Below are 25,629 nucleotides of genomic sequence, written 5' to 3' on the forward strand. Positions count from 1 at the left end.
CGCATCGCCCCGGAATGACGGATAAGGATAGAGCTACCCATGACCAAACTCACCGCCCAGGCCGCAGGAACCTTTGCGATTGCGCCGACCCCGTTCCATGACGACGGCCGCATCGACGAAACATCCATCGACCGGCTGACCGATTTCTACACTGAGGTCGGCTGCGACGGTGTCACGGTACTGGGTATCCTGGGCGAGGCGCCGAAGCTCGATGCCGCCGAAGCCCAGCAGGTCGCGCTGCGCTTCGTCAAGCGCGCCAAGAAGCTGCAGGTGATCGTCGGTGTCTCGGCGCCGGGCTTCGCTTCGATGCGGTCGCTGGCGAAGGCCTCGATGGATGCGGGCGCTGCCGGCGTCATGATAGCGCCGCCGCCGAACCTGCGCACCGACGACCAGATCGTCACCTATTTCAAGCAGGCGCAGGAAGCTGTCGGCGACGACATTCCCTGGGTGCTGCAGGACTATCCGTTAACGCTGAGCGTCGTGTTCACACCCGCCGTGATCCGCAAGATCGTGATGGACTCGCCGTCCTGCGTGATGCTGAAGCACGAGGACTGGCCGGGCCTGGAGAAGATCTCCACCTTGCGCAACTTCCAGAAGGACGGCTCGCTGCGGCCGCTGTCCATCCTGGTGGGCAATGGCGGCCTGTTCCTGGATTTCGAGATGGAGCGCGGCGCCGACGGCGCGATGACCGGCTACGCTTTCCCGGAGCTCCTGATCGACGTCGTCAATCTCTCCAAGGCCGGCAAGCGCGATGCGGCGCACGACCTGTTCGATGCCCATCTGCCGCTGATCCGTTACGAGCAGCAGCCCGGCGTCGGTCTGACGATTCGCAAATATGTGCTGCAGAAGCGCGGCATCATCTCGTCCAGCGCGCAGCGCAAGCCGGGTGCGGTCATCACGCCGCAGGCGAGGGCGGAGGTCGACTATCTCCTGTCCCGCGTGGCCCGCGTCGATCGTCGCGCCAATCTGCAACCCCAATCCAGCGCAGCAGGCTAACTCCGATATGGCCAACATCGTCGCACCACGCCCGGCATCCACCATCCTGCTACTGCGCAACAGCAAGCCAGCGCAGGAAATTGAGGTCTTCATGATGGTTCGCCATTATGAGATCGACTTCAATTCCGGTGCGCTGGTGTTTCCCGGCGGCAGCATCGACAAGAACGACAAGGAGATCATCGCCAGCCCCGCACTTTATGCGGGCGGCGAGGGGCTCGACGAGGCGGCCTTGAGCTTCCGCATCGCCGCGATCCGCGAGACGTTCGAGGAGAGCGGCATCCTGCTGGCGCGGCCGAAGGGCTCGAAGGCTCTCGTCGATGCCAACCGGGCGAGCGAGATCGCCAATGCCCATCGCGCTGACCTGAACGAAGGCAAGATCACCTTCCAGGCGATCCTGGCCGACAGCGGCATGGTGCTCGCGCTCGACGAGCTCGTGCCCTATGCGCACTGGATCACGCCGGAGGGCATGCCGAAGCGCTTCGACACCTGGTTCTTCCTCGCCGCCGCACCTCCCGAGCAACTCGGTGCCCATGACGGCAAGGAGTCGACCGATTCGATCTGGGTGTCGCCGCGCGAGGCGCTGGCGGGCGGCGAGACCGGCCGCTTCAAGCTGCCGTTCCCGACCACGCGCAACCTGATCCGCCTCGGCAAGCAGGCCAGCGTCGAGGCTGCGCTCGCTGATGCCGAGGGCATGTCGATCGTCACGGTGACGCCCGTGATGACCAAGACCGCCACCGGCCGCCAGCTCCGAATCCCCAAGGAGGCGGGCTATGACGGCGAGGTCTTCGAGGTCGGCGCGGGAGGGTAGGGCGTGATCCGTCGTCCTGACGGATAGAGAGTATATGGCTCACAGGCGGCGTAACACACGATGTCGTCCCGGCGAAAGCCGGGACCCATAACCACCGATCTTCATTGTTGCGCGATGCTGGGGCCGCACCTTTTTCCAACAACACAGCCCTGTGGTAATGGGTCCCGGCTTTCGCCGGGACGACGATGAGAAAGACAATCGCTTTCTACACACTTCGGCCTGTACCGAAGTATCATCGCCTACCGCCGATGTAGTTTCCGTCTCAACCATCAAGACGGAATCCTTGCCAATGACCGCCATCCCCCGCCAGCCCGGCATGGCCTTCGAGCTGGCCCTCTTGCTTGCGCTCGCCACGCTCTGGGGCGGCTCCTACACCTTCATCAAGCTCGGGGTCGAGACCATCCCGCCGATCACACTGATCGCGGCGCGGACCGCGATCGCGGGCCTGCTGCTGCTTGTCATCATGCGAATCCGCGGCGTGACGATGCCGACGGATCTTGCGACCTGGCGCCGCTTCGTCTTCCAGGCCTGCCTCAACAGCGTGATCCCCTGGACCTTGATCGCCTGGGGCGAGCGCCTCGTCGATGCCGGCCTGACCACGATCCTCAATTCGGCCTCGCCGATCTTCACCTTCCTGTTCACGGCCGCCATTACCCGCCACGAGACGGCGAGCCCGCGAAAGCTGTTCGGCGTGGTCGCCGGCATGGCCGGCATCTGCCTGATCGTCGGCGTGGATGCATTCCGCGACCTCGACAGGGGTATCCTCGCCGAGGTCGCGATCGTGGCTGCGACCATCTGCTACGCCTGTGCTGCGATCTTCAGCCGCGGCTTCAAGGGCCTCGACCCGATGGCGCCGGCGGCCGGCTCGCTGATCGCGGGGGCTGTCATCCTCGTGCCGATCAGCCTTGTCGTGGAGCGGCCCTGGACGCTGTCGCCGTCGACGACGTCGCTGCTGGCGCTATCAGCCCTTGCGGTGTTCTCGACCGCGATCGCCTTCGTGGTCTACTTCCGCCTGATCCAGACCCTCGGCTCGGTGGGCACCACGGCGCAGGCCTATCTGCGGGTGCCGATCGGGGTTGCGCTCAGCGTCGTGTTTCTGGGCGAACGGCTGGGCCCGACGACATGGGTCGGGCTCGCTTGTGTCGTGATCGGTGTCGCCGCGATGACGATCCCGGCGCGGAAGCTCGCCACGGCCTGAGATCGTCAACTCCGGGGCGCTGTGCTTCTGGCCTCCGGCCGGATGCTGCCGAGCAGTGCCGGATCGGGGCATAGGCTCAACCTGCGTGACGCAAATCACCCTCGGTCTTACGACCGGCTTGTTGATCTGTGTCAGCATGTTCCCAAAAGCCCGTAATTTCCCGTATATTGCGGCCGACAGGATCCCCCGGCCTCGATGACATGACCGCAGAACTGCCGCCGAATTCGCAAGCGCCACGAGCGTTCTCGCTGTCGATCGGCCAACTCACGTTCGGCAGCTTCATGCTGGTCCTGGCTGTGATCATCATCACGTCCACCGCGAGCGTGATCGCGATCCGTCACATCGATACGACCTTTGCCGAGCTGCAGCGGCTGCAAAGCGTCGGCGACATCGCCGAGGATATCGACCGCCGCATGAACGAGCTGCGGCTGGCCGCACGGGATTTCGTCACCGAGCCGGGCAACCAGTCGGCCCAGGTCGCGGAGGCGGCGCAATCGCTGAGCGAGATCCTGAAGAAGACGCGCATCGAGCTTGCGCCCGAGCAGCAGGACATGATCGACGGCGTCACCCAGCGGCTTGCGACATATCGGAGCGGCATCGAGCAGATATCGACGCTGCTCAGCGGTCGCGCAGAACAGGTTGCCGCACTGCCGCCGCTGCGCGATGCCTTCGACAAGGCGATCGCCGCGAGTCCGGATCCGGTCGTGGCGACGGCGCTGTCGCAAATCCAGAGCCGCATCGGCACCGCGCTGCTCGCGCATAACACCTCAGCGGCCGAGCAGGCCGCGCAGAACATGCGCGCGATGACCATTGCCGATCCCGCCTTGCGGACCGCGGTCGACAAATATGCCGAGGCGATCATCGCTATCTCGGTGCGCGAGGGCCAGATCGCCGACATCGACCGCGAGGTGCTCGGTGAGGAGGGGCGGCTGATCCAGCGCGTCACCGAGCTGTTGCGCGAGCTCAGCGCGCGGCGCGGGCACGTGCTGTCGCGGGATTTCGCGCGCACGCTGGCCGAGGCGAAATGGCAGAGCATTGTGCTCGGTACGGCCGGCGTCCTGATCGGCCTGTTCGCATCGATCCTCGTGGTTCGCCGCACCGTTCGTCCGCTTGCCAGGATCGCGGGCGCGATCCGCAAGGTCGCGGGCGGCGAGAAGAGCGCGTTCATTCCCGGTGCCGATCTCGACAATGAGATCGGCGATATCGCGCGCGCCGCCGAGGTGTTCCGGCGGACGCTTGTCGACGCGGACAGCGCGCGCGAGGCGGCGCTGCGTGCGCTTGCCGAGCAGCGGCTGGCTGAGGAGAGCTACCGCAAGCTGTTCGAATCCTCCGTCGACGGCATCTACGTGACGACGCCGGGTGGCACGCTGCTCAACGCCAACCCTGCGCTGGCGTGGATGATGGGCTATGCCACGCCGCAGGACCTGATCAACGGCATCGACGATATCGCCTCTGCGGTCTATGTGGATCGGGCGGCCCGCGCGCAATATCAGAAGCTGATGCAGCGCGACGGCATGGTGCGTGACTACGAGTACCAGGTGCGCTCGCGCGATGGCACCGTGCTGTGGCTGTCCGACTCGGCCACCGCTGTGCGCAACGACAGCGGCGAGGTGATCCGCTACGAAGGTACGGTGCGCGATATCACCGACCAGAAGCGCGCCGAAGATGCGATCGCCGAAGGCCGCCGCCTGTTGCAGATGGTGATCGACACCGTGCCCGCGGTCATCAACGTGAAGGACCGTAACCTGCGCTATGTGATGATGAACCGCTACATGGCCGGCATCTTCGGCATCGAGCCGCAGGACGCGACCGGCCAGACCACCGCCGATCTGATGCTGCGCTACGGCGCGGCCAAGACCGACGAGAACGACAAGCGCGTGCTGTCGGCACGCCGCGAGCTCGGCTTCTACGAGGAGGAGTACAAGGATTCCGCCGGCAACATGCGGCAGTGGCTGGTGAACAAGCTGCCGATCCTCGATGCGCAGGGCGAGATCGAGAACATCGTCACCGTCGCGCTCGACATCGGCGAGCGCAAGCGTTCAGAGCAGGAGATGCGCAAGGCGAAGGATTCCGCCGAAGCGGCGCTGCGCAATCTGCGCGAGACCCAGAATTCGCTGATCGAGGCCGAGAAGCTCGCCGCGCTCGGACGGCTGGTGGCCGGCGTCGCGCATGAGGTCAACAATCCGGTCGGCATCAGCCTGACGGTAGCATCCGCGCTCGAGCGCAAGACCGCGAATTTCGCCGGCCAGGTCGAGCGCGGCGATCTGCGCCGCTCCAGCCTCAATGATTTCCTGGACACCGCCCGTGATGCGTCGTCGCAGCTCGTCGCCAATCTCAACCGCGCCGCGGAGCTGATCCAGTCGTTCAAGCAGGTCGCGGCCGACCGCAACTATTCGGACCAGCGCACCTTCGATCTCGGCGATCTTACCGAGCAGGTGGTGATGAGTCTGCGGCCCGGCCTGCGCAAACACAATCTGACGCTCAACGTCGATTGCGAACCGAACCTGATCATGAATTCCTATCCCGGGCCGTACGGCCAGGTGCTGACCAATCTGTTCCTGAACGCAGTCGCGCACGCGTTTCCGAACGGTCGGGCGGGCGAGGTCAACATCCAGGTGCACGCCTCGGGCAAGGACTATGTCGAGGTGATCTTCGCCGACAATGGCTGCGGCATGAGCCTCGATGTGCGTCGCCGCGCCTTCGATCCGTTCTTCACGACGCGGCGCGACCAGGGCGGCACCGGGCTCGGCCTGCACATCGTCTACAGCATCATCACCACCCGTCTCGGCGGCCGCCTCAACCTCGATTCCGAACCGGGCCAGGGCACGCGCATCCGGATGATCCTGCCCCGCGTCGCACCGCTGGAGCAGGCGGCGGAGTAACCCGGTCAGTTGACATTTGGCAGTCTAACCCGTCATCCCCGCGCAAAGGCTCCGCCTTTGTCGCTCGAGGTGCAAGCCTTGCGGCGCACTTGCGCCGCTGGGCGAGCCTCGAGGGATGCACGGCCCCGCCGGTGGCCGTCGATCCTTCGAGACGGCGCTGCGCGCCTCCTCAGGGTGACGGACCGGAGTCTCAACGCGTCGCTAATCGAGCGTGCGGAAATCGCTGCCTCCCGAGCATCGATATTCGATCAGTATCGATTGATGCCGGAAGGGCATTGGACCATCAGGGACAACGCCCGTACCGCTCGCTCAATGGATCGTCGGCCAGTCGGCGGAATCAGAAGGGGAAGAAGACCATGATCTCGCGTCGCAACGTGATTGCCGGCATCGGCGCCGGCGTGGCAAGCACGGTGGCGGGCCGTGCGCTGGCGCAGTCGTTTCCGTTCAAACCCAACCAGCGCTATCCCGATCCGGCGGTCGAGATCCTTGATCCGAGCTTTGCGAAATACCGGCTCTACAGCAGCACGCTCGAGCAGGTCGCAACCGGCCTGCGCTGGGCGGAGGGGCCGGTCTATTTCCCTGACGGCGGCTATCTCCTGTTCAGCGACATCCCCAACAACCGCATCATGAAGTACAGCGAGAAGGACGGCAGCCTCAGCGTCTTCCGCAGCCCGGCCAATTTCGCCAACGGCAACACCCGCGACCGTCAGGGGCGGCTCGTGACCTGCGAGCATTCGGTCACAAGGCGGATCACGCGCACCGAGAAGAACGGCAAGATCACCGTGCTCGCCGACAATTTCGAAGGCAAGCGCCTGAATGCTCCCAACGACATCGTGGTGAAGTCCGACGACACGATCTGGTTCACCGATCCGGTGTTCGGCATTGCCGGCGAGTGGGAAGGATTCAAGGCCAAGCGCGAGCAGGACAACACCAACGTGTTCCGCATCGGGACTGACGGAAAGCTGACGGCCGTGATCACCGACCTCGTCAATCCCAACGGGCTTGCCTTCTCGCCGGACGAGAAGAAGCTCTACGTCGTCGAGTGGAAGGGCACGCCGAACCGCAGCATCTGGAGCTACGACGTCAATGCGGACGGCACTGTCGGGAACAAGACGAAACTGATCGACGCCGCCGATCAGGGATCGCTCGACGGCTTCCGCGTCGACCGCGACGGCAACCTCTGGTGCGGTTGGGGAAGCAACGGGGCGCTGCAGTCTGAACCGACCAACGTCGACGGCCGCAAGGTCTATCAGCTCAAGGGAAAGCCGGAGGATCTCGACGGCGTGATGGTGTTCAGCCCGGAGGGCAAACGGCTCGCCTTCATCCGTCTGCCCGAGCGGTGCGAGAACCTGACCTTCGGCGGGCCGAAGAACAACCGCCTCTATATGGCGGCCTGTCACTCGATCTACGCGCTCTACGTCGAGGCGCAAGGCGCGACCTGAGAGGCGACGAGGGACATTTGACGTCCTTCGGGAGCGTCTGGTCCGAGCCCGTCGGCAAACGGCTAGTTGATATCCGCGAGCTTGTGCAGCGTCGCGCCGAAGATCAGGCTTGCCTTGCCGACCAGCGCGGTTCCGCTCATCGTGCCGCGGGTGTCGGTGAAGGTGCCGGAGACGCCGATGCCGACTGGGGCCGGGCCGCCGAACAGCGGATTGTCGGTCTCGCGTGGCGTGGTGTGGCGCTGCACCAAAACCTCGCCCTTGAAGGCGTCGCCCTTCACCGTGTAGCTGCCGGTATAGTAGAGGAACGCGTCGCCGCCCAGAATCTGGCCGTCGCAGAAAAGAATCACACCGCTGCCCTTGCCGACGCGCCCGTCCAGCAGAGTGACGTGGATTGAATACAGCCCGTTCTTCATGACGTCCCGCTTGCCGGCCCCGCGCCCACGGAAGCCAGTTGGTTTTTTATGCCAAAGCGCGCAACCTCGTGCAACGCGGCAGGTTGATTCCGGGACGTCCGGAGTTGGTACGAACCCTCGGTTCCTGCCAGCCGGTGTGACGGCGCGATGACAGCGGACCGTACGCGCGAATCATATTGGCCCGCGAAATGCATGGCTCTGGTTGCACTGGCCGGTAGTGCTGGAGCATACATACATGACAGACTGGATTGAAGCCGGCGGCCGTTTGGCGCGCCCGCGCAGCGACCCTGGAAGTTGGGCCCGTCTCCGTGCGAGCCGTGCCACAACGTCACTGTGCCTTGGCCTTGTGTTCCTGTTGGTGGCCGCTGCACATGTTGCGCAGGCGCGCGATCCCGATGGCCGCTATGCCAATTCGCCGCTCAAACAATGGTTTGATGGTTTGCGCAGCGGGAAGGGGCCATGCTGCTCGGATGCCGACGGCACCGCCGTCAGCGACGTCGATTGGGAGTCCAAGGACGGACATTATCGTGTTCGTCTCGACGGCGAATGGATCGACGTGCCGGACGAGGCCGTGATCACCGAGCCCAACCGCGCCGGCCGCGCCATGGTCTGGCCGATCCGCAGCTACATGGGCATCACGATCCGCTGCTTCATGCCCGGTAGCATGACGTAGCGGTCGCGAGATCCGGACCACGTCGACGAGCGCCTGTCGTCGCGCTTACGTGTATTTTTTGTCGCGCTCGAGCAGCTCGATCGAGATGCCTTGCGGGCCGCGGATGAAGCAGATGCGGACGCCGGGGCGGATCGTGGTCGGCTCCTTCGTGAACTCGACGCCCTTGGCCTTGATCTCGGCGGCGACCGCGTCAATGTCCTTCACCGTGAGCCCAAAATGGTCGAGCCCCTGATAGGGCGTTACCGGCGGAGCGTTGACGCCATCGCCTGGAGCCACCTCCGCGATGAACACCCTGGCGCCGCCGAGTTGAACGTCGATGCGGCCGGGTCCGCGGATGATCTCGGCCCCGAGGATGTCGCGAAGCCAGGTGGCGGTCGCCTCGGGATCCGGACTGCGCAGGTGGACATGGTCCCAGGTCACGGTCGGCATCGCGATCTCCTTATTGGTTGTTGTCGCGCCGTGTGTACCGCGGGCGCTGTTTCTGAAGCGGCGCAAATCTAGCGGCCGGTCGCGGGCAATTCCATCCTCGTGCGCGGCTTGCCTGCTAGGTTTGCCGCAATACTGCCGCCCTGAAATGAAACCATTTCGGATATCCGTTGTTGTCTTAGTAGTGGCGCCCTGCCGTGGTCGCCTCCGAGGCCCTGCGGCGGGGTGCTGCTTGCGGCGTTGTCGCCGGGGTGAGGGCACGAGAATGCGGATCGGCTTGGCGTCGTTTCGTCATTCGTTTGCGAATGCTGGCGCCGGACGTGTCGGTGCAGTCCGCCTTTGCGCGAGCGTAGCGCTGCCGCTGATTGTCGTCGCCGGGGTCGCCGCATGGCTGATGCTGCCCGAGCCGAGCGACGCCGGAGGCAAGGACGACTGGCCGGCATACTCCTCACTCGTCCTCCCGACGCAAAATGTATCTACCCAGACGCAATCGGATCAGGGGACTTTAAAGGACGTACCCTCTCCGCCGGTGGCGGCCGCGCCGGCCACCGAGCCCGCGACCGTCGGGGTGGCCACTCCGCCGCAGGCAACGCTCGAGGCCGAGCCCAAGCCCACCGAGCCGACGACCGAGAAATCGCCGCTCGACGGGCTACGCATCTCCTCGCAATTCTTCCAACGCGGCGGGCTCGGGTCAAAAGCGCTCGTCACCCTGACGCTGCGCAATAGAAATGATTTCGCGGTAAAGGACGTCGAGATCGACTGCGACTTCATCCGCGATGACGGCAGTCACGTGACCGACCTCAGGCGCGCGATCCCCGGCATCATCGCCATGAAGAGCCGCAAGACCTATCCCCACATGTTGATCGGGTTCGTAAATATTAACGCGAGCAAGGCCAAATGCGCAGTGGTGACCGCGAGCCGCCTCTGACCGCTTCATCCCGAAAAAGTGACCGCCGAGGGTGAACCACAGGGGGCAGCGAGGAACTAACTAATAGCTTGCCCGTTTGACCATGGCCCGGCAGCGCGGATGGCGATTTTGCGGGGCGATCATGCGCAAACGATGAGTTCAGCGCGCGATGACAGGAGTCGTCGTGCCTAGGCGAGATAAACCGCGCCCACGTTGCGCGGGGGGAGCTATCAAGATGCCAGTGGCGCGTTACTTCCTGTTTGTCGGCGGAGCATTGCTCGCGCTGTTGTTCGTGGTGACCGCGATCGTGCCGCAGGAGGACGTGGCCGCCCTCTCGACCCTGTCGTCGCCGGGCTTCGACAGGAGCCTGGTCCGCATCAGGTCGACCCAGAAATTGCCCGAGCGGGTGGTTTATGACACCAACCTGCCGACCATCGTTCCGGCTCAGGTGAACGCGGTCGCTGCGGCGACGCCGCCGATCACGTCGCCGGGTTCGCGGGTTCGCGATACCTTCGCCCAGTTCGTTCCGCCGGAAGGCAAGGGCGACGCGAAGGCCGATGCCAAGACCGCGCCGGTGGTGGCGGAAGCAAAGCCGGCGCCCAAGAAGCGCCGGATCGCAAGGGCCCGCCCGCCGACCCATTTGCAGCCGATGCGCATGGCGCAGCCGGGTATGTTCCAGCCGTTCCGCATGGCCCAGCAGCAGCAGCGCGGTTTCTTCGGCGGCTTCGGCACTTGGTAGCCCAGCCCGTATAATCGACGTCGGCGCTCGGCCGCTGCTTCTGGCGGCCGTGGCGCGTAATCGCGTCATCAACCCGACAATTGGCCTCGAGCTCGAGCCATCGCCGCTTCGGTAGCGGCGAGGGCGATTAGCGGGGCAGCCGCGGGATCTTGTCGGCGAAGCCGTTGTAGCAGGCCAGACGCTCGTCCTCTTCCTTCGAGAAGCGGCACTCATTCACGGCCTTGGCGGCGGGGGCCTTCGGCTTCGGCTGCGGCTTGAAGATCTCGTCGTAGCAATTCAGCCGGTCCTTGGTGCCGTCGTCGATGTCCTGGCAGGCCTGCAGCTTCTGTGCGACCGACTGCGGCTTGCCGGGGGCGGTCTTTTCGCCCTTCCTGGCGGCCGACTTCTTGCCGACCTGGACCAGCGGCTTGTCGCCGACCATCGGCGGCTGCGCGGCGGCCGGTTTGGCGTCGGCGGGCGGCGGGGTGGTACCCTGGGCGAGCGCGGCAGCCGGGTACAGGAGCGCCAGCGCGAGGATGATGTGTCTCATGTCCAAAATGTCCGAAATGACGTGATGACCGGAGGAGGGCGCCCGCGATCGGAAAAGCCGGGCGGGTAGCGTGACTTATCGCAAGTTCCATACAAATCCTACCCCCGACGTGACCCTCCGGGTTGGCTTCCAGGGGAATACCGGGGCCGGCGGCCGCGGCCCATTCGCGCGCCGACGGCGGGGTCAGCCTCGCTTTTTGGGAGCCGTGGCTTGTGACGGCCGAGCCATTGCCTCGACGGGGTGGGCTGGATATAAGCCCGCTATCTGCGCGACTGGCGCTTGGATGGATGACCATCGGGGAGCGCAGAGGCTGAACGCCGCGCGCCTGGGCACCACTTCGAACGGAGGTGCCATGACGGCGAACATTCTCGACGGGCACATGCATGCCCGGATTCTCATCGACAGCATAGCAGACGAACTCGACCAGCTGCCCCGCGTGCCGGGGCTCGCCGTGGTCCTGGTTGGCGACGATCCCGCCAGCCAGATTTACGTCCAAAGCAAGATCAGGATGGCCGAAAGGCTTGGCTTGCGCGGCGAGGTCGAATTCCTGTCGCACGATGCCAGCGAGGCCGATCTGCTCGGCGTGATCGATGCGCTCAACGCACGCGACGACATCGACGGCATCCTCGTTCAATTGCCGTTGCCGGCGCATATCGACACCCTGCGCATCATGGCCGCGGTCGATCCATGCAAGGATGTCGACGGCCTGCACGCGCTGAATGCGGGCCGCCTGTTTCACGGCGACGACGCGCTGGTGCCGTGCACGCCGCTCGGCTGCCTGCGCCTGATCAAGTCGATCCGCACCGATCTCACCGGCTGTCATGCCGTGGTGATCGGAAGCTCCAACGTTGTCGGCAAGCCGATGGCCGCGCTGCTCCTGAAGGAGCATGCGACGGTGACGCAGACGCACGTCCACACCCGCGGCATTAGCGACATCTGCCGTCAGGCCGATATCCTGGTCAGCGCGGTCGGCAAGGCCGGGCTCGTCCGCGGCGACTGGATCAAGCCGCAGGCCATCGTCATCGATGTCGGCACCACGCGCGTCGAGAAGCCGGAGGGCGGCTATGAGGTGCGCGGCGACGTCACCTTCGACGAAGCGGTGCGGGTTGCCTCCGCCATCACGCCGGTGCCGCGCGGCGTCGGCCCGATGACGATCGCCTGCCTGATGGAGAACACCGTCAAGGCCGCGAAGGCGAGGTCCGCGCGGCTGCAGTAACGTCGACGAAACATGCAGCGCGCGATCCACGTCGCGCGTCCGTCTCGGGATCGGTTGCCGCGTGCGACGGCAATCGATGACCTCTCAGGTAATGGAACGCCGTCGGCATTCGTCTATCGTCGCAGCTGAAACACGGAGCTGCGCAATGCTGTATGCGGAAGATCTCGCTGAGGGCCAGACATTTCAGCTCGGCGCCTACACGATCGGCGAGGCCGAGATCCTGGACTTCGCTCGCAAATATGATCCGGTGCCGATCCATGCCGACCCGATTGCAGCGGAAGCAGGCCCGTTCGGTGGTTTGATTGCCAGCGGCTTCAACACCATCGCGATCTATCAACGCCTCGTGGTGGAGGCGATCTGGACCAAGGTTGCGGGCATCGTCGGACGGAGCCTCGAGATTCGTTTGCCGCGTCCGGTGCGTCCAGCGGCCACGCTGACGGGCCAGTCAGAGATCCAGAAGATCACCATCAGGCCGGAGCGGCGCGACGCCGTCGTGATCTTCAAGACGGAACTGGTCGACGACGAGCATCGTCCCGTCCTCGTCCTGGTTCTCGATGCATTGATTCACATGCGGCCTGCGCGCGAGCCCATGCAAGCCACAACGTCGCCGTCGACGACATAGCGCGCGGTCCGGTCGCGCGGAATTGAAGGACGCGTAGCTTCCGCGGAACCTGTGTGCGCGGAGTCATTGTGTCGCGTGCGGGAACGTTTCGATGCGGGAACGGTTCGAGAGTCCTGAGGACGCGGGCGATGGGGAACCAGCCAAGGCAACCAGCCAAGGAAACCAACCAAGGCCGAAACCAAGAAAAGAGGAGCAGCGCATGAAGTTAAGTTCCGCGCAGGTGAAACAAACAATGACGCAGCTGGATGCCCAGGTGCTTCCCGAGAACCATCCGGCGGTCGCACAATTGAACAGTGTGTTCGGTGACCACACGTTCTTCGTCGACAGGAATGGCCTCAAGGTGCTCGAACCCGCCGAAGCACCAGACATGAAGGGGCAGACAGGCGAGGTCGTGAGTCTTGCCGAGTGGAGTGATCCGGAGCTCACGAGCCTGCGGCCGCACGAGCCGGAGCCGACCGGCGTGCTGATCACCCTCGAGCCGAGCAAGCACTGACTGCCGCATCCGATGGCGCCGCGATCGGCTCCCTGATGAGGGTGCCGTTCGCGGGCCGATGCCTTGTCGATTCCCTTGTCGATCCCCTTGCTGATATCCTCGGCCAGCGTCAATTCGACGCGTGCCATCTGCCTCGCCGTTAGTCCCGATCGGCGCATCAACGGGTGCCGAAAGTCACATGGCAAATCAGCGCTGCCTGCGTATGCATCGGTTCCAGATACGATGTATCGAGGCGATGAGGGGCAAATGGGGAGCGTGCGGCACTGGACCTCCAACGAGGACGAGAAGCTTAAGGAACTCGCCAAGGCCGGCAAGAATGCCCTTGAGATCAGCAACGAGCTGACCCGCAGCCCCTCAGCCGTGCGCCGCCGCGCGGAAATTCTGTCGATCCTCATTGTCGCAAAGGCCTATCGGGCGCGCCCGTCGCACGTCGCCACGCATCTCGAGCGCGTGGCGATCGACGCGATCAGGAATCGCCTCCCGTTTCCCGCAGGCGTCGGGCCGAGCACTGTCGCGGGGATGCTCGAGAAGGGCTGGATCGTGCCGGAGGGAGCCGCGGGGCGAAGGTATCGCGTCACTGACGCCGGCGTGGAGGCCGTCCGCCGCAAGATCCCGAGCAACTGAAGCGCAAGTTGACGGCTGTCGCGACGTGCCGCGCCCAGCCCAACGCCGTCTCTGTCACCATTGTGGCGTCGGCATCCCGCGCGGATAAAATGGGCGACATCTCTTGCAGGAGATGCGCAGTGGCCGGCGAACGCGATCTCAAGGCGTTGTTGCGGACGATGAAGCCCGAAATGCAGGACGGCGTTTTCGTGTTCTGCACGATTGCCGCGGGCGAGGACATGCCGGCCGCTGTCACGCCGCTGCTGACGTTTCGCGAACGGGAAGGCACGACTGATGCTGCGAGAGGAGGCCGAACGCGCCGGGCTGCGCTATTTGTTCGCCTCGCGCCTTCTCACCCTGACCGTTCACTCCTCGCTTGACGCTGTCGGCTTTCTCGCCGCGATCGAAGCTCGCCTCGCGGACGCCGCCATCAGCGTGAACGCGGTCTCGGCGTTCTATCATGATCATCTGTTGGTGCCCGAGCACCGTGCCGATGAGGCTCTCGCGCTCCTGCAAGACATGGCCGCGCAAGAGCGGGCGTGATCAGTACGGGGCGCTCCTGCGGTTTTGGTGCGCTGGAGCGACAACACGAGCCCAGTGGCTTGACATTCTCTCAACCTTCTATTGAATTGAATTCAATTCAAGGAGGCTCAGAATGTCCGTGACCGGTGCAGGGGCACGAGAAAAGCTGGTTCGCGCGGCTGAGGCGGAGCTCATCCGGGGGCAAGGGCATCTCGAGATGCAGGCTGTCGCGAAACGTGCGCAGGTCTCGGTCGGGCTCGCCTATCATCACTTCGGATCCAAGGCGGGTCTGATCGCCGCCGTCGTCGAGGACTTCTACGTCAGCCTCGATGAGGCGGCGTTCAGCGGCGCCACGCTGCCCTCGGAAAGCTGGGCGGCCCGCGAACGGGCACGGATCGGCGCCTATGTCGCGTTTCACTATGCGCACCCGTTTGCCCCGCTGGTCATCGGGGCGTTGAGCCGCGCGCCCGAAGTGCTCGACGTCGAGACCGCCTTCACCAACCGCCAGCTCGCCGCCGGTGCGCGCATGCTGGAGAAGGCGCAGCGTGACGGCATCGTCTCCGGCGAGATCGATCCTCATCTCACCATCGCGCTGATGATCGGCGGGATTCGCCAAGCGCTGATCGGCAGCCTGATGCGCGAGCCGAGGCCCGATCCGGAGCGACTGACGCGCGACATCTGGGCCTTCATCGCGGCCGCACTGCGCCTGAGCACGGAGGCGGACGGGGGAGCAGGCGACCGCAGCGGCAGCACCTGACGTTCAGCAACCGATATCAGCACCCCAGCAAAGGTCTCGCCTTGCCCAACCCGCACGACTTTCACACGCCGCAACTTTCCTACAGCAAGCAAGAGCTGCTCAGATCAGGTGAGGGCGGCTATTTCGGCCCGGGCAATGCGCAATTGCCGGCACCGCCGATGCTGATGATGGACCGCATCACCGAGATCAGCGTCGACGGCGGCGCCTTCGGCAAAGGCCGCATCGTCGGCGAGTTGGACATAACCCCCGGCCTCTGGTTCTTCGACTGCCACTTTTCCGGCGACCCGGTGATGCCGGGGTGCCTGGGGCTCGACGCCATGTGGCAGATGATCGGCTATTGGCTCGGCTGGTCGGGCTCGCCGGGCAGGGGCCGTGCGCTCGGTGTCGGCGAGGTGAAGTTCAGAGGGCATATCACGCCCGATATCAGACGCGTGCGCTACGAGGTCGACATGCGTCAGGTCAGGCGCGGCAGACTGGTGCTGGGAATTGCCGAAGGTCGGGTGCTTGCGGACGAGACCTGCGTCTACCTGGCCAAGGACATGAGGGTCGGCCTGATCACCCCGGCAGCCTAGCGCCGCGCGATCGGTTGATGATTCAGAACCCTTTTGTGGGTTGGCGCAGGGCCGATCGTCGCCCACACCACTGCCGCGATCGCCAGGGCCGCCACGATCGCGCCGCCCAAAGGCCGGTCGTTCTTCATGCTCGAGCCCGACTAGACGATGTGCTCGACCTTCCGCATCTCCTGCAGGCGAGCCAGGCAAAATTCCCGGTAAAATGCGTTGATGAAGTCCCACATGATCCAATCCCCTTTGGTGCAATAGGGGGGAGGCTGCGCCAGGTTTGTTTCGGGCTGACTTCGCGGAGCGGGGAAAATGGTTTCGTCCGCTGTCTTTGGCGGAGTAGGCGCGCCACGGCCGATGAAGATGGGCATGACAGGCCTATGACGCACCGGCCTGGTTCCTCGCCGCGATCGCCGAATCTGCGACAGGCTACGATCTAACGCTTGACTTCCCCTCGGATGGGGCAGCCACGGCATTGCCAGGAGCATGACCCGGTTTCATACTGTTGCACAATCCGGCGGCCCACTTCGACCAGCAAGCTGACGCTGCGAGCAAGCGAAAATACGGGCGACGATGCCGGACTTCGAAGAGCGGAGGGACGGTGATGCTGTTTCGTCTCGCATTTGCTCTTGTGGCGCTGACGGTGCTGCTGGTTGATCCCATTGACGCCGTATCGCAGGGCATGTTGAGCAACGTCGACCTCAACAGCTCCGAAATGTCGATGGCGGAGATGACGCGCGCCGAGGTCGAGGCGCTCCTCAAGGCGGCGCCTCAGGACCCCGCAGGCCAGCGCTCCGCGGATTTGCAAGGGAAGCGGCTCTCCAACCTCGATCTCTCAGGGCTTGACTTCTCCGGCAGCAATCTTCGCCTCGTCAAGTTCAACCGGACCAATCTGAAAGGCGCACGCTTCGATCATGCCATCCTCAACCAGGCCTGGCTGATCGACGCGGATTTGACCGGTGCGTCTCTTGTGAACGCATCACTGCTCGGCACGCAGATGCAACGCGCGAAGCTCGGCGGCGCCGATCTGAACGGCGCCCGCGTCACCGCGGATCTTTCCGGTGCCAGCCTGACCGGGGCCAGGCTCACCGGCGCCGATTTGAGCGCCGATATGCGCAACCAATCGATGGGCCTGATGCGCGGCGTGCTCAAATCCGCCGATCTCAGGAATGCGGATCTGAGCGGCGCCAGGCTTTCTCGTGCGGATCTCGAATTCGCACAGTTGCAGAACGCCAACCTGGCAAATTGCGATCTCAAGCAGGCCGACCTTGCGGGAGCCGACTTGTCCAACGCCAATCTCGCAGGCGCCGATTTCACCGGGACCGACCTCGCGTCGGCCCTCTTGCCGAGCGCAGCAGCGCTGGAAAAGGCCAGCAATCTGGACAAGGCCTTGAACTTGAACCTGGCGCGGCGTCACCCCTGAGGATCGCAGTGATACGAACCCTGCCATTTCAGCCGGTGATCGACTGCTTTGCTACCCGCGCAAAGGCTTCGCCTTTGTTGCTGTCCACTCAAATTCCATATCTGGAGATGCGCGCCAGGCATGACTGCGAAGACGTTTGACTCAGCGCAACCGATCCCCCCGCAATTGCCCCTGAATTGGTTCGCAACTTTTTATCATCCATCTGCCTTATCAACACATTGTGGATTCAAATGAACCTGAACTCCGATGAATGTTGGGTCGATCTGGATGCCGAAGACCTTGCGACCGATCGTGTCGTTGCTCCTGGGGCTCGCGTTCCTGCTTGCGGGCAGCGGCCTGCAATTTACCCTGCTGCCGCTGCGCGGCAGCGCAGAAGGCTTTGACAATCTTGCGCTCGGCGTCATCAGTTCCGCCTATTACGTCGGCTTCGTCAGCGGCTGTCTGCTCGCGCCTTACCTGATCCTGCGCGCAGGACACATTCGCGCCTTTACGGCAATGGTGGCGGTAGCGGCTGCCGTGGCGCTTGCCTACGCGCTCGCGCCGGTCGTCGCGGCCTGGATCGTGTTCCGCGCCCTGACCGGCCTCTGCCTCGCCGGACTCTACCTGGTGGTCGAGAGCTGGCTCAACGATCGCGCCTCGAACGAGACTCGCGGACTCGTGCTGTCGGCGTATGTGGTGGTCAATTATGTAGCCATCACATTTGGCCAGAGTTTGGTGACGCTTTATCCGATCGCCGAGGCTGGGAACTTCATGGTGGCAGCCATGCTGTCCTCGTTGGCTATCGTGCCGGTGGCGCTGACCCGCGCGGCGCAACCAGCACCGATCACCATCGTCAGCTTTCGCGTCGGGCAGCTCTATCGCGCGGCGCCGGTCGCGCTGGTCGCAAGTTTCATGATTGGAGCCGCTAACGGTGCATTCTGGGGGCTTGCGCCGCTGTCGGCCGCCGGCAGCGGCCTCAGCATCAATCATGCGGCGCTGTTCATGAGTACGTCGGTGCTGGCTGGAGCGATCGTCCAGTTGCCGATCGGCCGCCTGTCCGACCGCTTCGATCGCCGCTGGGTTTTGCTTGTTCTCCTGGTCGGAGCCGCCGCCGCGGGCGTCGCCTCGTGGCTGATCTCCGCATCGGGAAATACGCTGCTGCTGTTCGGCATTCTCTTCGGGGCGCTCGCGCTGCCCGGCTATTCGCTTGCCGCTGCCCACGCCTATGACAAGACACCGGCGAGTGACATCGTCCCGATAGCCGCTACAATCCTGCTTACCAACGGCCTCGGTTCGGTGCTCGGGCCTCTTATTGCCGCCATCTTCATGTCGGCGGCAGGGCCGCGCGCGCTATTCCTGTTTACCGCGATTGTCCAGGCGCTGCTTGCCGCCTACGTATTCTACCGCACGCGTGTCCAGACCTCGCTTGCCTCCGTGCGAAAGACAGAGTTCGATCTTGCCACGACCGCGCTCGTGGGCACGGTGGTCACGCACGATGCGCTGGACCCGGCCGATCCCTCGATCGTTATCCCCGAAGGCTATGCGCGCGCGCCCATGCGAGCCAATGCCAGATCGGCTCGGCCGTCGGAGCGCTGACCCGGTACGCTGCTCGCGGCGGCATTGGGCGCCGCCGTCATTGGGAGGCCAACCATGCGCGTTGAAGCCGAGCTCCATCCTGATGACGACGGTACGATGCTGGCGCCTCATTTCGATAGCGACGGAGCGTTGCACATCCTGAAATTCGATGAGACGCGCGCTGACTGGGAACTGATGATGTTCGAGCGGGCGCAGACGTGAAATGCGGTTCTCTCTGGGGCGCTAGCCGCAGTGCACCACCCGTCGCCGCAGTCGCGCAAAACCGTGAAATGGCGCGCCACGGCCGATGAGGATGGGCACTATTGCTTCGCTGTGGCGCTACAATGCCATAGCCGGCGACACGCTCCAATTGGCAAGTCTGGGATGCCCTGCGATCGAGCGCTGCGACTCAGCCTGGGGGGGCGCCCGCGTTAGGGATTGAATTGCAGCGTCCAGCGACAAGAATTATGCTTTGTCTTGAAAACCACGCAGCCGCTCATCGTGCGGCGGGCAGGACCACGGTGGATGGGTTGCATGTCGCACCGGAGGTGACGCCATGACTATTTCTCCCACACTGCACAAATATCTCTCTGCCGAAAACATCGAGTACGAAGAAATCCCGCACGTGCTGACGATGTCATCCGCCCATACTGCCCAGGCATGTCACGTCCCGGGCGATCGCTTGGCCAAGGCGATTGTGTTGCGTCGTGACGGCGGCTACCTGCTCGCCGTGCTGCCGGCATCGCACCACCTCAGGCTGGCGGATCTGAGAGCGAGATTCGGCGACAATATCGCCATGGCCGGCGAAAGCGAGATCGATCAGCTGTTCGCGGACTGCGCGCATGGGGCGGTTCCCGCCGCCGGCATTTGCTATGGGCTCGACGTTATCGTTGATGACGGCATCCAGATGCAGCCTGATATCTATATAGAAGCCGGCGATCATGAGACGCTGCTTCATCTCGGTCGTGCGCAGTTCGCACGCCTGACCGCCAATGCGCTGCACGGCCGCATCAGTGCGCACGACTGACGCGGCATGATGACGTGGCCATCTGTCGGCGCGCCCTGATCAAGGCGCGGCACACATGCGCTCGCGCCCGATCTGCTGTATAAATTGCAAGAGAGGGGGCTGCTGCCTTGCAAGGGAGGTCCTCCATGAAAGTCAAGGACATGATGCACAAGGGCGTCGATTGGGTAAGCCCCGACACCCCAATCACCGAAATCGCGAAATTGATGCAAGCGCATGACATCGGCTGCATTCCGATCGGGCATGACGATCATCTGATCGGGATGGTGACGGATCGCGACATCGTCTGCAAAGGTCTTGTGAGCAAGGATTTCAACCCTGCGCGCACGATGGCGCGGGATGTGATGACCAAGGGCATCCACTGCTGCCGGGAAGACGACGATCTCGCGAAAGCGGTGCATCACATGGAGACGCTCAAGATCCGCCGGCTACCGGTGATCAACAAGAGCAAACGGATGGTCGGCATGATCAGCCTGGGCGATGTGGGCCACTCTGCCGGTGCCGATCTCCTGTCCCAATGCATGAAGAGCGTCTCGGCTCATCATTGAGGCAAGGCCGGTCTGCCGGAAACGACCGGCAGATCGGCCAGCACCATGATCGGACAACAAACCCCGCCAAAAAAGAATGGCGCGCTCGGAGAGATTCGAACTCCCGACCCTCGGAATCGAAATCCGGCCAGCACGCTAGGAAAATCAACGTCCGTTCTGAACTTTCGTGATCCGTTCGCACATTGAAGACACTAAAGAATTTCGAGCGTTCAGAATGCGTGCTGCCAAGTTTATTTTCTAAGCCGCAACCGTTTTCGCGTCGCCGATGCCTAGTTTTGTTTGTTGGCGCTTTACGTTTCGCGCGGCGATCAACCACATATTGGTAGGTGCCAAGTTTCGGGGCTTGAGTGAGTGCCGATCGTAATCAGTCGACAAACACTTGGAGGAAAGGAATGACGCAGCAGCTTAACTTCCACCGCGACACCACGCCGATCAAGATCCCAGGTTCTCACAATTTGTATTACGACCCGATCCAGATCGACCGCGAGCTGACCAGGATGTTTCAGATGGGAGACGCATACTTCGATGAAGATAATCGCAACACACGCGCCACTCGGCGCTGATCTCGCGTTGGCAGACGTCGAAATCATGCCGGGCGTCAAGATGTTCGGCGTTCGCATTACCCGCGCTCACGACGGTTCGTATCGAGCCTTCGCACGCGGCGCTGCGTTCGATCGCGAAATGGTCAAGACTATCGCAACTATGATTTTGGGCGAATGCCGATATGCCAGCGCAATCTGATCCAACAAACTTTATTGCCATGAAGGGCGCATGCACGATGCACAGCACTACAGCTAAACCGACCGATAACGTTATCCTCCACGATTTCGCCGCCAACGACAATCAGCGCGAGATCGGCGCGGGAGTATCACCAACCGAGGACGGTGTGGCCAAGGTGTTTGCGAACGTCTATCGCGACCAGCTTCGCTATTGTCATACTGCTGGTGCATGGCACGAATGGACCGGGCAATACTGGAAGCGCGACGAAAAAGAGATCGCACTGCACTACGCGCGACTTATGGCGCGCGAGATGTCGAAGGGTACTAACAGCCCAAGAACGCTTGCTTCAATCAGAAAGCGCTCTTTTGCGCGCGGCGTTGAGGGATTTGCGCAAGGCGAGCCGATATTGGCACGCACGTTCGAGGACTGGGATCGTGACCCTTTCCTGCTCGGCACGCCAGATGGCACCGTTGACTTGCGCACTGGAAAGCTGCGCGAGGCCGATCCAGCAGACGGCATTACGAAAATCACATCTGTCTCGCCATCTGACGCAGAAGATTGTCGGCGATGGCTGCAGTTTCTAGCTGAAGCCATGAACGACGATAAGGAGAAGATCCGATTCCTGAAACAGTGGACCGGTTATTGCCTTTCCGGCGATACGCGAGAGCAAAAATTGGTTTTTGCATACGGCCCTGGCGGGAACGGCAAGGGAATGTACGTCAACACTGTCAAGCACATCATGAACGACTATGCGGTTGTTGCCAGCATGGAAACGTTCACTGCCAGCAAGTGGGACCGCCACCCGACCGATCTTGCCATGCTTCGCGGCGCACGCCTGGTGACTGCATCCGAGACTGAGCAGGGTCGCGCTTGGGCGGAAAGTCGCATCAAGTCGCTGACCGGTGGCGACCCGATTACCGCGCGCTTCATGCGGGAAAACTTCTTCACCTACATGCCGCAGTTTAAGCTGACGATTATCGGCAATCACCAACCATCGCTGCATAGCGTTGACGAGGCGAATAGACGTCGATTCATGATCGTGCCGTTCACGCACACGCCCGCGAAGAAGGATCTTGAGCTAGATAAGAAGCTTATTAGCGAAGCACCCGGCATCCTGCGCTGGGCGATCAATGGATATCTGGATTGGCAGCGCGAAGGTCTGGTGCGCCCGAAATCTATTGCGGAGGCGACCGAGGCTTACTTCGCTGAGCAGGACGTCTTTGGGCAATGGCTCTCTGATTGTTGCCGGGTTGATATCCGAAATAGGAGTGTTTCCGAATTCGCCGCCGATCTATTCGAGTCGTGGGCGAAATATGCAGAGGCGGCAGGCGAACATGCCGGAACGGCAAAATCCTTCGGGCAAGAGCTTGTGAAACGAGGTTTCGAGAGGAAGCGCACACAACACGGAGCAATGTACATCGGTGTGCAGGTTTCGCGGCCCGCTGCAAGCAATGACGCATGACGCGTAATGACGGATTTTCCTTTTTTGGCCCATATACGCGCGCGTGTGAGAGATCATACGGAAAACGCGTCACCACGCGTCATTGCGTCACCAGGATTCCAAAATGCTTGAACCTATAAACCACCTTCGCCGGGGCTTGATTGCGCACGGCTATCGACCCGTTGCCGTGAAGGGTAAGACACCTGCTGGCTACCGTTGGCAGGAATTGCAATTGGCGGCGAATGTGGTGCCAGTCTATTCGCGGCAATATGCCGATTACCCTTCGACGGGCTTGATTTGCGGCGAATTGGTGGGTCTGGACGTCGACACACCAGACCAAGCAACCGCTGAGGCCATTCGCGGCATGGTTCCTGGCGCCAGTGCAGCACCGTTTCGCATCGGCAAGGCACCGAAGCGGCTCTATGCATTCCGCACCACCGAGCCGCGCGGAAAGACGTCGACGGGCGCCTATCTGATTAGCGGTGTGAAGTGCCAAGTCGAGGTTCTTGGTGTCGGCAACATGTTCGTGGCGTTCGGCACTCATCCGGACACCGGCAAGCCGTACGAATGGCACAACGGCAGTCCTGCCGAAACGCCACTCGCTGATCTGCCGGAAATTACACCGGGAACCGTGGACGCTCTGCTAGAGTGTGCGGAAGCCCACTTCGCAGCGCACGGCACCATCATCAAGCGGGCTAGGGTGCGTGACAACCAACCCAGGTCTGCGGCCGGCGATCATCCCTGGTCGGCAGTCAACAGCCAAGCGCTCAGCAATCTGAATGCATGGGTTATGGATATCGGTCTTGAGGATATGCGTCCGTACGCCAGCGGTTACCACAGCGTCGCCAACTTTCGACCGACACGCAGCACATATGCGAAGCAGCGTAACCGTGCGCTGTCGGTGCAACCGCAGGGCATCTTCGACCACAGCGCTGGTGTCGGCATGTCGCCCATAGACCTCGCGTCAGCATGCCTTGGGCTATCGCCCGTCGAAGCGGTTGGCTGGTTAGAGAATAAACTCGGCATTGCCGCACCACACATGGACTTCAGCAAGCTGTTGGCGAAGCACCGGCGACCCACACCGGGGAATGACCGACATTGCCGGTAGCCGGGTACGGGTACCCGCAAAGTGTACAACCTAGCCGCGTACATGCCGGTCGTGCAATCGCGCGCTAAATCCCGCGAGTTTTGAGGTTATTTTTGAAGGTTTAAAATTCGGGAGTTTGGGCAGGAAATTAAGGTAGCTAACTGTCCGAGCCGAAGTCGCGGAATTTTAAAACGGCCGGGGTATCTCGAAGTCCGCAGCTTATCGATCGCAGAAGACCAGCCGCTAAGGCACGCATAAACTTTTTTGATTGGTTTGATTATTCGATCGGCACGCAGATGCCGACGAAACAAGAGCCGATAATGGCCTGCACGTCACGTTATGAGAGACAATCCATGCATCACCACAACGACAACCAGCCGCGTACACCAGAGCAACACAGGGCCATCCTGGCCCAGCAGCGCACTCAGCAAGACGACACCCGCGAGGTTCGGTTTCGCAACCAATACTGGCCAACGCTAGGCCGCCTGAAGCGCGCTGATGCCTGGCGTGAGATTCAGGCGCTGGAGCGATATGCCGGCGATGAGGGTATCGAGATCGGTGGCGGCTTTCACGCCGCTAATGACAACCTGCCAGTAGACGACACTGGCCGCACCGAGATCAGCCGCGTTGATGGCCGGATGGACGAGGAGATGCCGGATGGTGACGACATCTACGCGGCGGCGGTGGCCGATGAAGAGGACCGGAAGGCTGGCCGGCCAGAGAAAGCTGATCGGATCCTCTATGACGACAAGAAGCGCATCGTGGCCGTCAAGGTCCGCGGCCGGTATCGCAGCTTGGTCGAGACGTTCAGCACACCGCGCGGACCTGCGCAGGACAGCGACACATTCCGTCTCGCCATGGACGCCGGCCACACCATGCCCGATGAGTTGCCCGACGCCGACCACGAGGCAGCCTGTCGCCTGGATCATGCAGCCATGAAAAGGCGCCTCGGCAGGGAGGTCTGCCGCGTGCTCGAGCTAGCGCTTGGAACGCAGACCAGCGAAGAGATCGGCGAAGAGCTTGGCTTGTCGGCCAAGACCGGCGAGCGCATGGCCGTACGGCTGGTTGACGGTGCCATAGCCAAGCTCATGGCCGAATACGCAAAGCGGGACGCTGCGGATCTGGCGGTGGCGTGAGGGTGCGAAGCGAACGAGGCCGCCAATTGAGGCGGCCTCGTTCGTTATCATTCACCTAGTCGACGAAGCTCGGTCGCGGTCTTCTCCAGCAGCCGAACCAGGTCGAAATATTCCAATGAGCCAACTTCGACGCAATTGAGCGCATTGGCGAGAACCAAGGCCGTTCTTCTCAATATATCCACTCTAGACTGCATCATCCGCTTTTCTCCAATTGTCGCGACCATCATTAGCTGGCGATGAAGGGTTGCGGTTTCGTTTACGAGACCTCGGTCCCTAATCTGCCACTCATTCCGCTTTATCACCCGTGGGGGCGTTCCTCCCCTCCCGACGTGACAACTTAGGCGCCGGTCTCGGCCGGCGTCCTTTTTCGACAGCGGCGTCAAACCTTGGCGCTCTTCATTTCATCTCTGATAACTAGGATTGCAAAACCATGCGCAAGCGTCGCGCGTGCCAGGTCGTTGCGCGTCGACTTGGCTTGAATGTGAATCGCGTCGCCGCTCTCTCGCAGCGTGCATCGGAAGCCGGCCTATTGCCAGTAGCCACCGGCAGTGACAGGCCGCACCTTACCAACCTCGAATTTGCCAGGCTTCTGATCTGCGCCGTCGCCGACGATGGTCTTGGAAAAGTGCCGACCACGGTGCGCAGTTTTGCCGCATTAGAGGGTGACGGCCTGCAATTTGTTGATTGGCTGGAAGGCGCGATCTCCGGTCGCGTGTGCTTGGACGGCTTACTCAGCATTGTCTTCCAGTTGGAGCCACCCGCCTGCGCTGTGATCACTGGATCTGCGCAAATGGAGTTCGGACAGCGCGCCGACAACCACACCACGCGCGTCACCGCCATCAGCGGCGAAGCACTGCGCAACATCGTTTCAGACTTTCAAAATGACGCCTGGGCAGGGCGCTAAACCACT

At 62.7% G+C, this 25,629-nt stretch carries 29 protein-coding genes, 1 pseudogene and 1 riboswitch; of the genes and pseudogenes, 26 read left to right on the top strand and 4 right to left on the bottom strand.

From position 1 onward, the window contains the following. Positions 1-39: 39 nt before the first annotated feature. The 5 genes from AS156_RS02520 (at position 40) to AS156_RS02540 (ending at position 7,326) form a co-directional block, all read left to right on the top strand. Positions 40-996, top strand: a complete 957-nt coding sequence (locus AS156_RS02520) for a dihydrodipicolinate synthase family protein (RefSeq protein WP_066499542.1) — start codon at positions 40-42, stop codon at positions 994-996. Positions 997-1,003: 7 nt separating this feature from the next. Next, entirely contained in the window at positions 1,004-1,804 is an 801-nt protein-coding gene (locus AS156_RS02525) for an NUDIX hydrolase (RefSeq protein ID WP_066499544.1), read from the top strand. Between the two features lie 289 nt (positions 1,805-2,093). Further along, the gene (locus tag AS156_RS02530; protein ID WP_066499547.1) at positions 2,094-3,002 is read left to right on the top strand and encodes a DMT family transporter; all 909 of its coding nucleotides are present in this window, start codon (positions 2,094-2,096) and stop codon (positions 3,000-3,002) included. A 200-nt stretch (positions 3,003-3,202) separates the two neighbouring features. Continuing rightward, positions 3,203-5,884: a PAS domain S-box protein gene (locus AS156_RS02535; protein WP_066499549.1), complete on the top strand. Its 2,682-nt coding sequence runs from the start codon at positions 3,203-3,205 to the stop codon at positions 5,882-5,884. 356 nt (positions 5,885-6,240) lie between these two features. Next, positions 6,241-7,326: an SMP-30/gluconolactonase/LRE family protein gene (locus tag AS156_RS02540; RefSeq protein ID WP_066499634.1), complete on the top strand. Its 1,086-nt coding sequence runs from the start codon at positions 6,241-6,243 to the stop codon at positions 7,324-7,326. Positions 7,327-7,388: 62 nt separating this feature from the next. On the opposite strand, the gene AS156_RS02545 is transcribed toward AS156_RS02540, so the two are convergent. Further along, the gene (locus tag AS156_RS02545; protein ID WP_066499553.1) at positions 7,389-7,739 is read right to left on the bottom strand and encodes a GrlR family regulatory protein; all 351 of its coding nucleotides are present in this window, start codon (positions 7,737-7,739) and stop codon (positions 7,389-7,391) included. A gap of 235 nt (positions 7,740-7,974) precedes the next feature. Between AS156_RS02545 and AS156_RS02550 the strand changes: the two genes are divergently transcribed. Next, positions 7,975-8,412 carry a hypothetical protein gene (locus AS156_RS02550; RefSeq protein WP_082747286.1) on the top strand — a complete coding sequence of 146 codons (438 nt, stop codon included), beginning with the start codon at positions 7,975-7,977 and terminating at the stop codon, positions 8,410-8,412. A gap of 45 nt (positions 8,413-8,457) precedes the next feature. Here the strand turns inward: AS156_RS02550 and AS156_RS02555 are convergent, their stop codons facing one another. Further along, positions 8,458-8,841 (bottom strand): VOC family protein, encoded by a 384-nt coding sequence (locus tag AS156_RS02555; RefSeq protein ID WP_066499555.1) that lies wholly within the window; start codon positions 8,839-8,841, stop codon positions 8,458-8,460. Between the two features lie 262 nt (positions 8,842-9,103). Here AS156_RS02555 and AS156_RS02560 point away from each other — a divergent pair, with 262 nt between their 5' ends. Further along, entirely contained in the window at positions 9,104-9,766 is a 663-nt protein-coding gene (locus tag AS156_RS02560; RefSeq protein WP_066499557.1) for a hypothetical protein, read from the top strand. Between the two features lie 214 nt (positions 9,767-9,980). Beyond that, positions 9,981-10,484 (top strand): hypothetical protein, encoded by a 504-nt coding sequence (locus AS156_RS02565; protein WP_066499561.1) that lies wholly within the window; start codon positions 9,981-9,983, stop codon positions 10,482-10,484. A gap of 127 nt (positions 10,485-10,611) precedes the next feature. On the opposite strand, the gene AS156_RS02570 is transcribed toward AS156_RS02565, so the two are convergent. After that, the gene (locus AS156_RS02570; protein ID WP_066499562.1) at positions 10,612-11,013 is read right to left on the bottom strand and encodes a hypothetical protein; all 402 of its coding nucleotides are present in this window, start codon (positions 11,011-11,013) and stop codon (positions 10,612-10,614) included. Positions 11,014-11,271: 258 nt separating this feature from the next. Continuing rightward, positions 11,272-11,351: riboswitch (ZMP/ZTP riboswitch) on the top strand. 14 nt (positions 11,352-11,365) lie between these two features. Between AS156_RS02570 and AS156_RS02575 the strand changes: the two genes are divergently transcribed. The 7 genes and pseudogenes from AS156_RS02575 to fabA all read left to right on the top strand — a co-directional run bounded on the left by AS156_RS02575 (position 11,366) and on the right by fabA (position 15,798). After that, on the top strand, positions 11,366-12,229 hold the full coding sequence (locus AS156_RS02575; RefSeq protein WP_066499563.1) for a bifunctional 5,10-methylenetetrahydrofolate dehydrogenase/5,10-methenyltetrahydrofolate cyclohydrolase: 864 nt from the start codon (positions 11,366-11,368) through the stop codon (positions 12,227-12,229). Between the two features lie 145 nt (positions 12,230-12,374). Beyond that, positions 12,375-12,851, top strand: a complete 477-nt coding sequence (locus tag AS156_RS02580; RefSeq protein WP_066499565.1) for a MaoC/PaaZ C-terminal domain-containing protein — start codon at positions 12,375-12,377, stop codon at positions 12,849-12,851. Positions 12,852-13,050: 199 nt separating this feature from the next. Further along, positions 13,051-13,344 (top strand): hypothetical protein, encoded by a 294-nt coding sequence (locus AS156_RS02585; protein WP_066499644.1) that lies wholly within the window; start codon positions 13,051-13,053, stop codon positions 13,342-13,344. Positions 13,345-13,590: 246 nt separating this feature from the next. Beyond that, positions 13,591-13,968 carry a hypothetical protein gene (locus AS156_RS02590; protein WP_066499567.1) on the top strand — a complete coding sequence of 126 codons (378 nt, stop codon included), beginning with the start codon at positions 13,591-13,593 and terminating at the stop codon, positions 13,966-13,968. A gap of 119 nt (positions 13,969-14,087) precedes the next feature. Next, positions 14,088-14,490: pseudogene (locus AS156_RS02595) on the top strand (ACT domain-containing protein). Positions 14,491-14,602: 112 nt separating this feature from the next. Next, complete coding sequence (locus AS156_RS02600) at positions 14,603-15,226, top strand: TetR/AcrR family transcriptional regulator (protein ID WP_066499575.1); 624 nt, start codon at positions 14,603-14,605, stop codon at positions 15,224-15,226. Between the two features lie 41 nt (positions 15,227-15,267). After that, entirely contained in the window at positions 15,268-15,798 is a 531-nt protein-coding gene (gene fabA, locus AS156_RS02605) for a bifunctional 3-hydroxydecanoyl-ACP dehydratase/trans-2-decenoyl-ACP isomerase (RefSeq protein ID WP_066499578.1), read from the top strand. Here fabA and AS156_RS45580 read toward each other — a convergent pair. Next, positions 15,795-15,926, bottom strand: coding sequence for a hypothetical protein (locus AS156_RS45580; RefSeq protein ID WP_283807897.1), 132 nt, complete (start codon positions 15,924-15,926; stop codon positions 15,795-15,797). The genes fabA and AS156_RS45580 overlap by 4 nt on opposite strands. Before the next feature lie 464 nt (positions 15,927-16,390). Between AS156_RS45580 and AS156_RS02610 the strand changes: the two genes are divergently transcribed. From AS156_RS02610 to AS156_RS02650, 11 genes are all read left to right on the top strand, one after another. Continuing rightward, positions 16,391-17,209 (top strand): pentapeptide repeat-containing protein, encoded by an 819-nt coding sequence (locus AS156_RS02610; RefSeq protein WP_066499582.1) that lies wholly within the window; start codon positions 16,391-16,393, stop codon positions 17,207-17,209. Between the two features lie 246 nt (positions 17,210-17,455). Continuing rightward, on the top strand, positions 17,456-18,784 hold the full coding sequence (locus AS156_RS02615; protein WP_245312515.1) for an MFS transporter: 1,329 nt from the start codon (positions 17,456-17,458) through the stop codon (positions 18,782-18,784). A gap of 54 nt (positions 18,785-18,838) precedes the next feature. Then, a complete protein-coding gene (locus AS156_RS42660; protein WP_160331041.1) occupies positions 18,839-18,985 on the top strand; it encodes a hypothetical protein in 147 nt (48 codons plus the stop codon). A 334-nt stretch (positions 18,986-19,319) separates the two neighbouring features. Beyond that, positions 19,320-19,790 (top strand): aminoacyl-tRNA deacylase, encoded by a 471-nt coding sequence (locus tag AS156_RS02620; RefSeq protein ID WP_066499584.1) that lies wholly within the window; start codon positions 19,320-19,322, stop codon positions 19,788-19,790. Positions 19,791-19,915: 125 nt separating this feature from the next. Then, complete coding sequence (locus tag AS156_RS02625; RefSeq protein ID WP_066499587.1) at positions 19,916-20,335, top strand: CBS domain-containing protein; 420 nt, start codon at positions 19,916-19,918, stop codon at positions 20,333-20,335. Positions 20,336-20,727: 392 nt separating this feature from the next. After that, positions 20,728-20,898 (top strand): hypothetical protein, encoded by a 171-nt coding sequence (locus tag AS156_RS42665; RefSeq protein ID WP_160331042.1) that lies wholly within the window; start codon positions 20,728-20,730, stop codon positions 20,896-20,898. Beyond that, complete coding sequence (locus tag AS156_RS41700; RefSeq protein ID WP_136625969.1) at positions 20,861-21,076, top strand: hypothetical protein; 216 nt, start codon at positions 20,861-20,863, stop codon at positions 21,074-21,076. Before AS156_RS42665 ends, AS156_RS41700 begins: the two co-directional genes overlap by 38 nt. Then, positions 21,060-22,517: a phage/plasmid primase, P4 family gene (locus AS156_RS02630; protein ID WP_245312516.1), complete on the top strand. Its 1,458-nt coding sequence runs from the start codon at positions 21,060-21,062 to the stop codon at positions 22,515-22,517. Before AS156_RS41700 ends, AS156_RS02630 begins: the two co-directional genes overlap by 17 nt. 103 nt (positions 22,518-22,620) lie before the next feature. Beyond that, positions 22,621-23,604: a bifunctional DNA primase/polymerase gene (locus AS156_RS02635; RefSeq protein WP_066499595.1), complete on the top strand. Its 984-nt coding sequence runs from the start codon at positions 22,621-22,623 to the stop codon at positions 23,602-23,604. A gap of 332 nt (positions 23,605-23,936) precedes the next feature. Beyond that, positions 23,937-24,719 carry a hypothetical protein gene (locus tag AS156_RS02640; RefSeq protein WP_082747288.1) on the top strand — a complete coding sequence of 261 codons (783 nt, stop codon included), beginning with the start codon at positions 23,937-23,939 and terminating at the stop codon, positions 24,717-24,719. 430 nt (positions 24,720-25,149) lie between these two features. Further along, positions 25,150-25,623, top strand: coding sequence for a hypothetical protein (locus tag AS156_RS02650; protein ID WP_066499601.1), 474 nt, complete (start codon positions 25,150-25,152; stop codon positions 25,621-25,623). The last annotated feature ends 6 nt before the right edge of the window (positions 25,624-25,629 follow it).

This window comes from Bradyrhizobium macuxiense (assembly GCF_001542415.1).
In the GTDB taxonomy this organism is placed as follows: domain Bacteria; phylum Pseudomonadota; class Alphaproteobacteria; order Rhizobiales; family Xanthobacteraceae; genus Bradyrhizobium; species Bradyrhizobium macuxiense.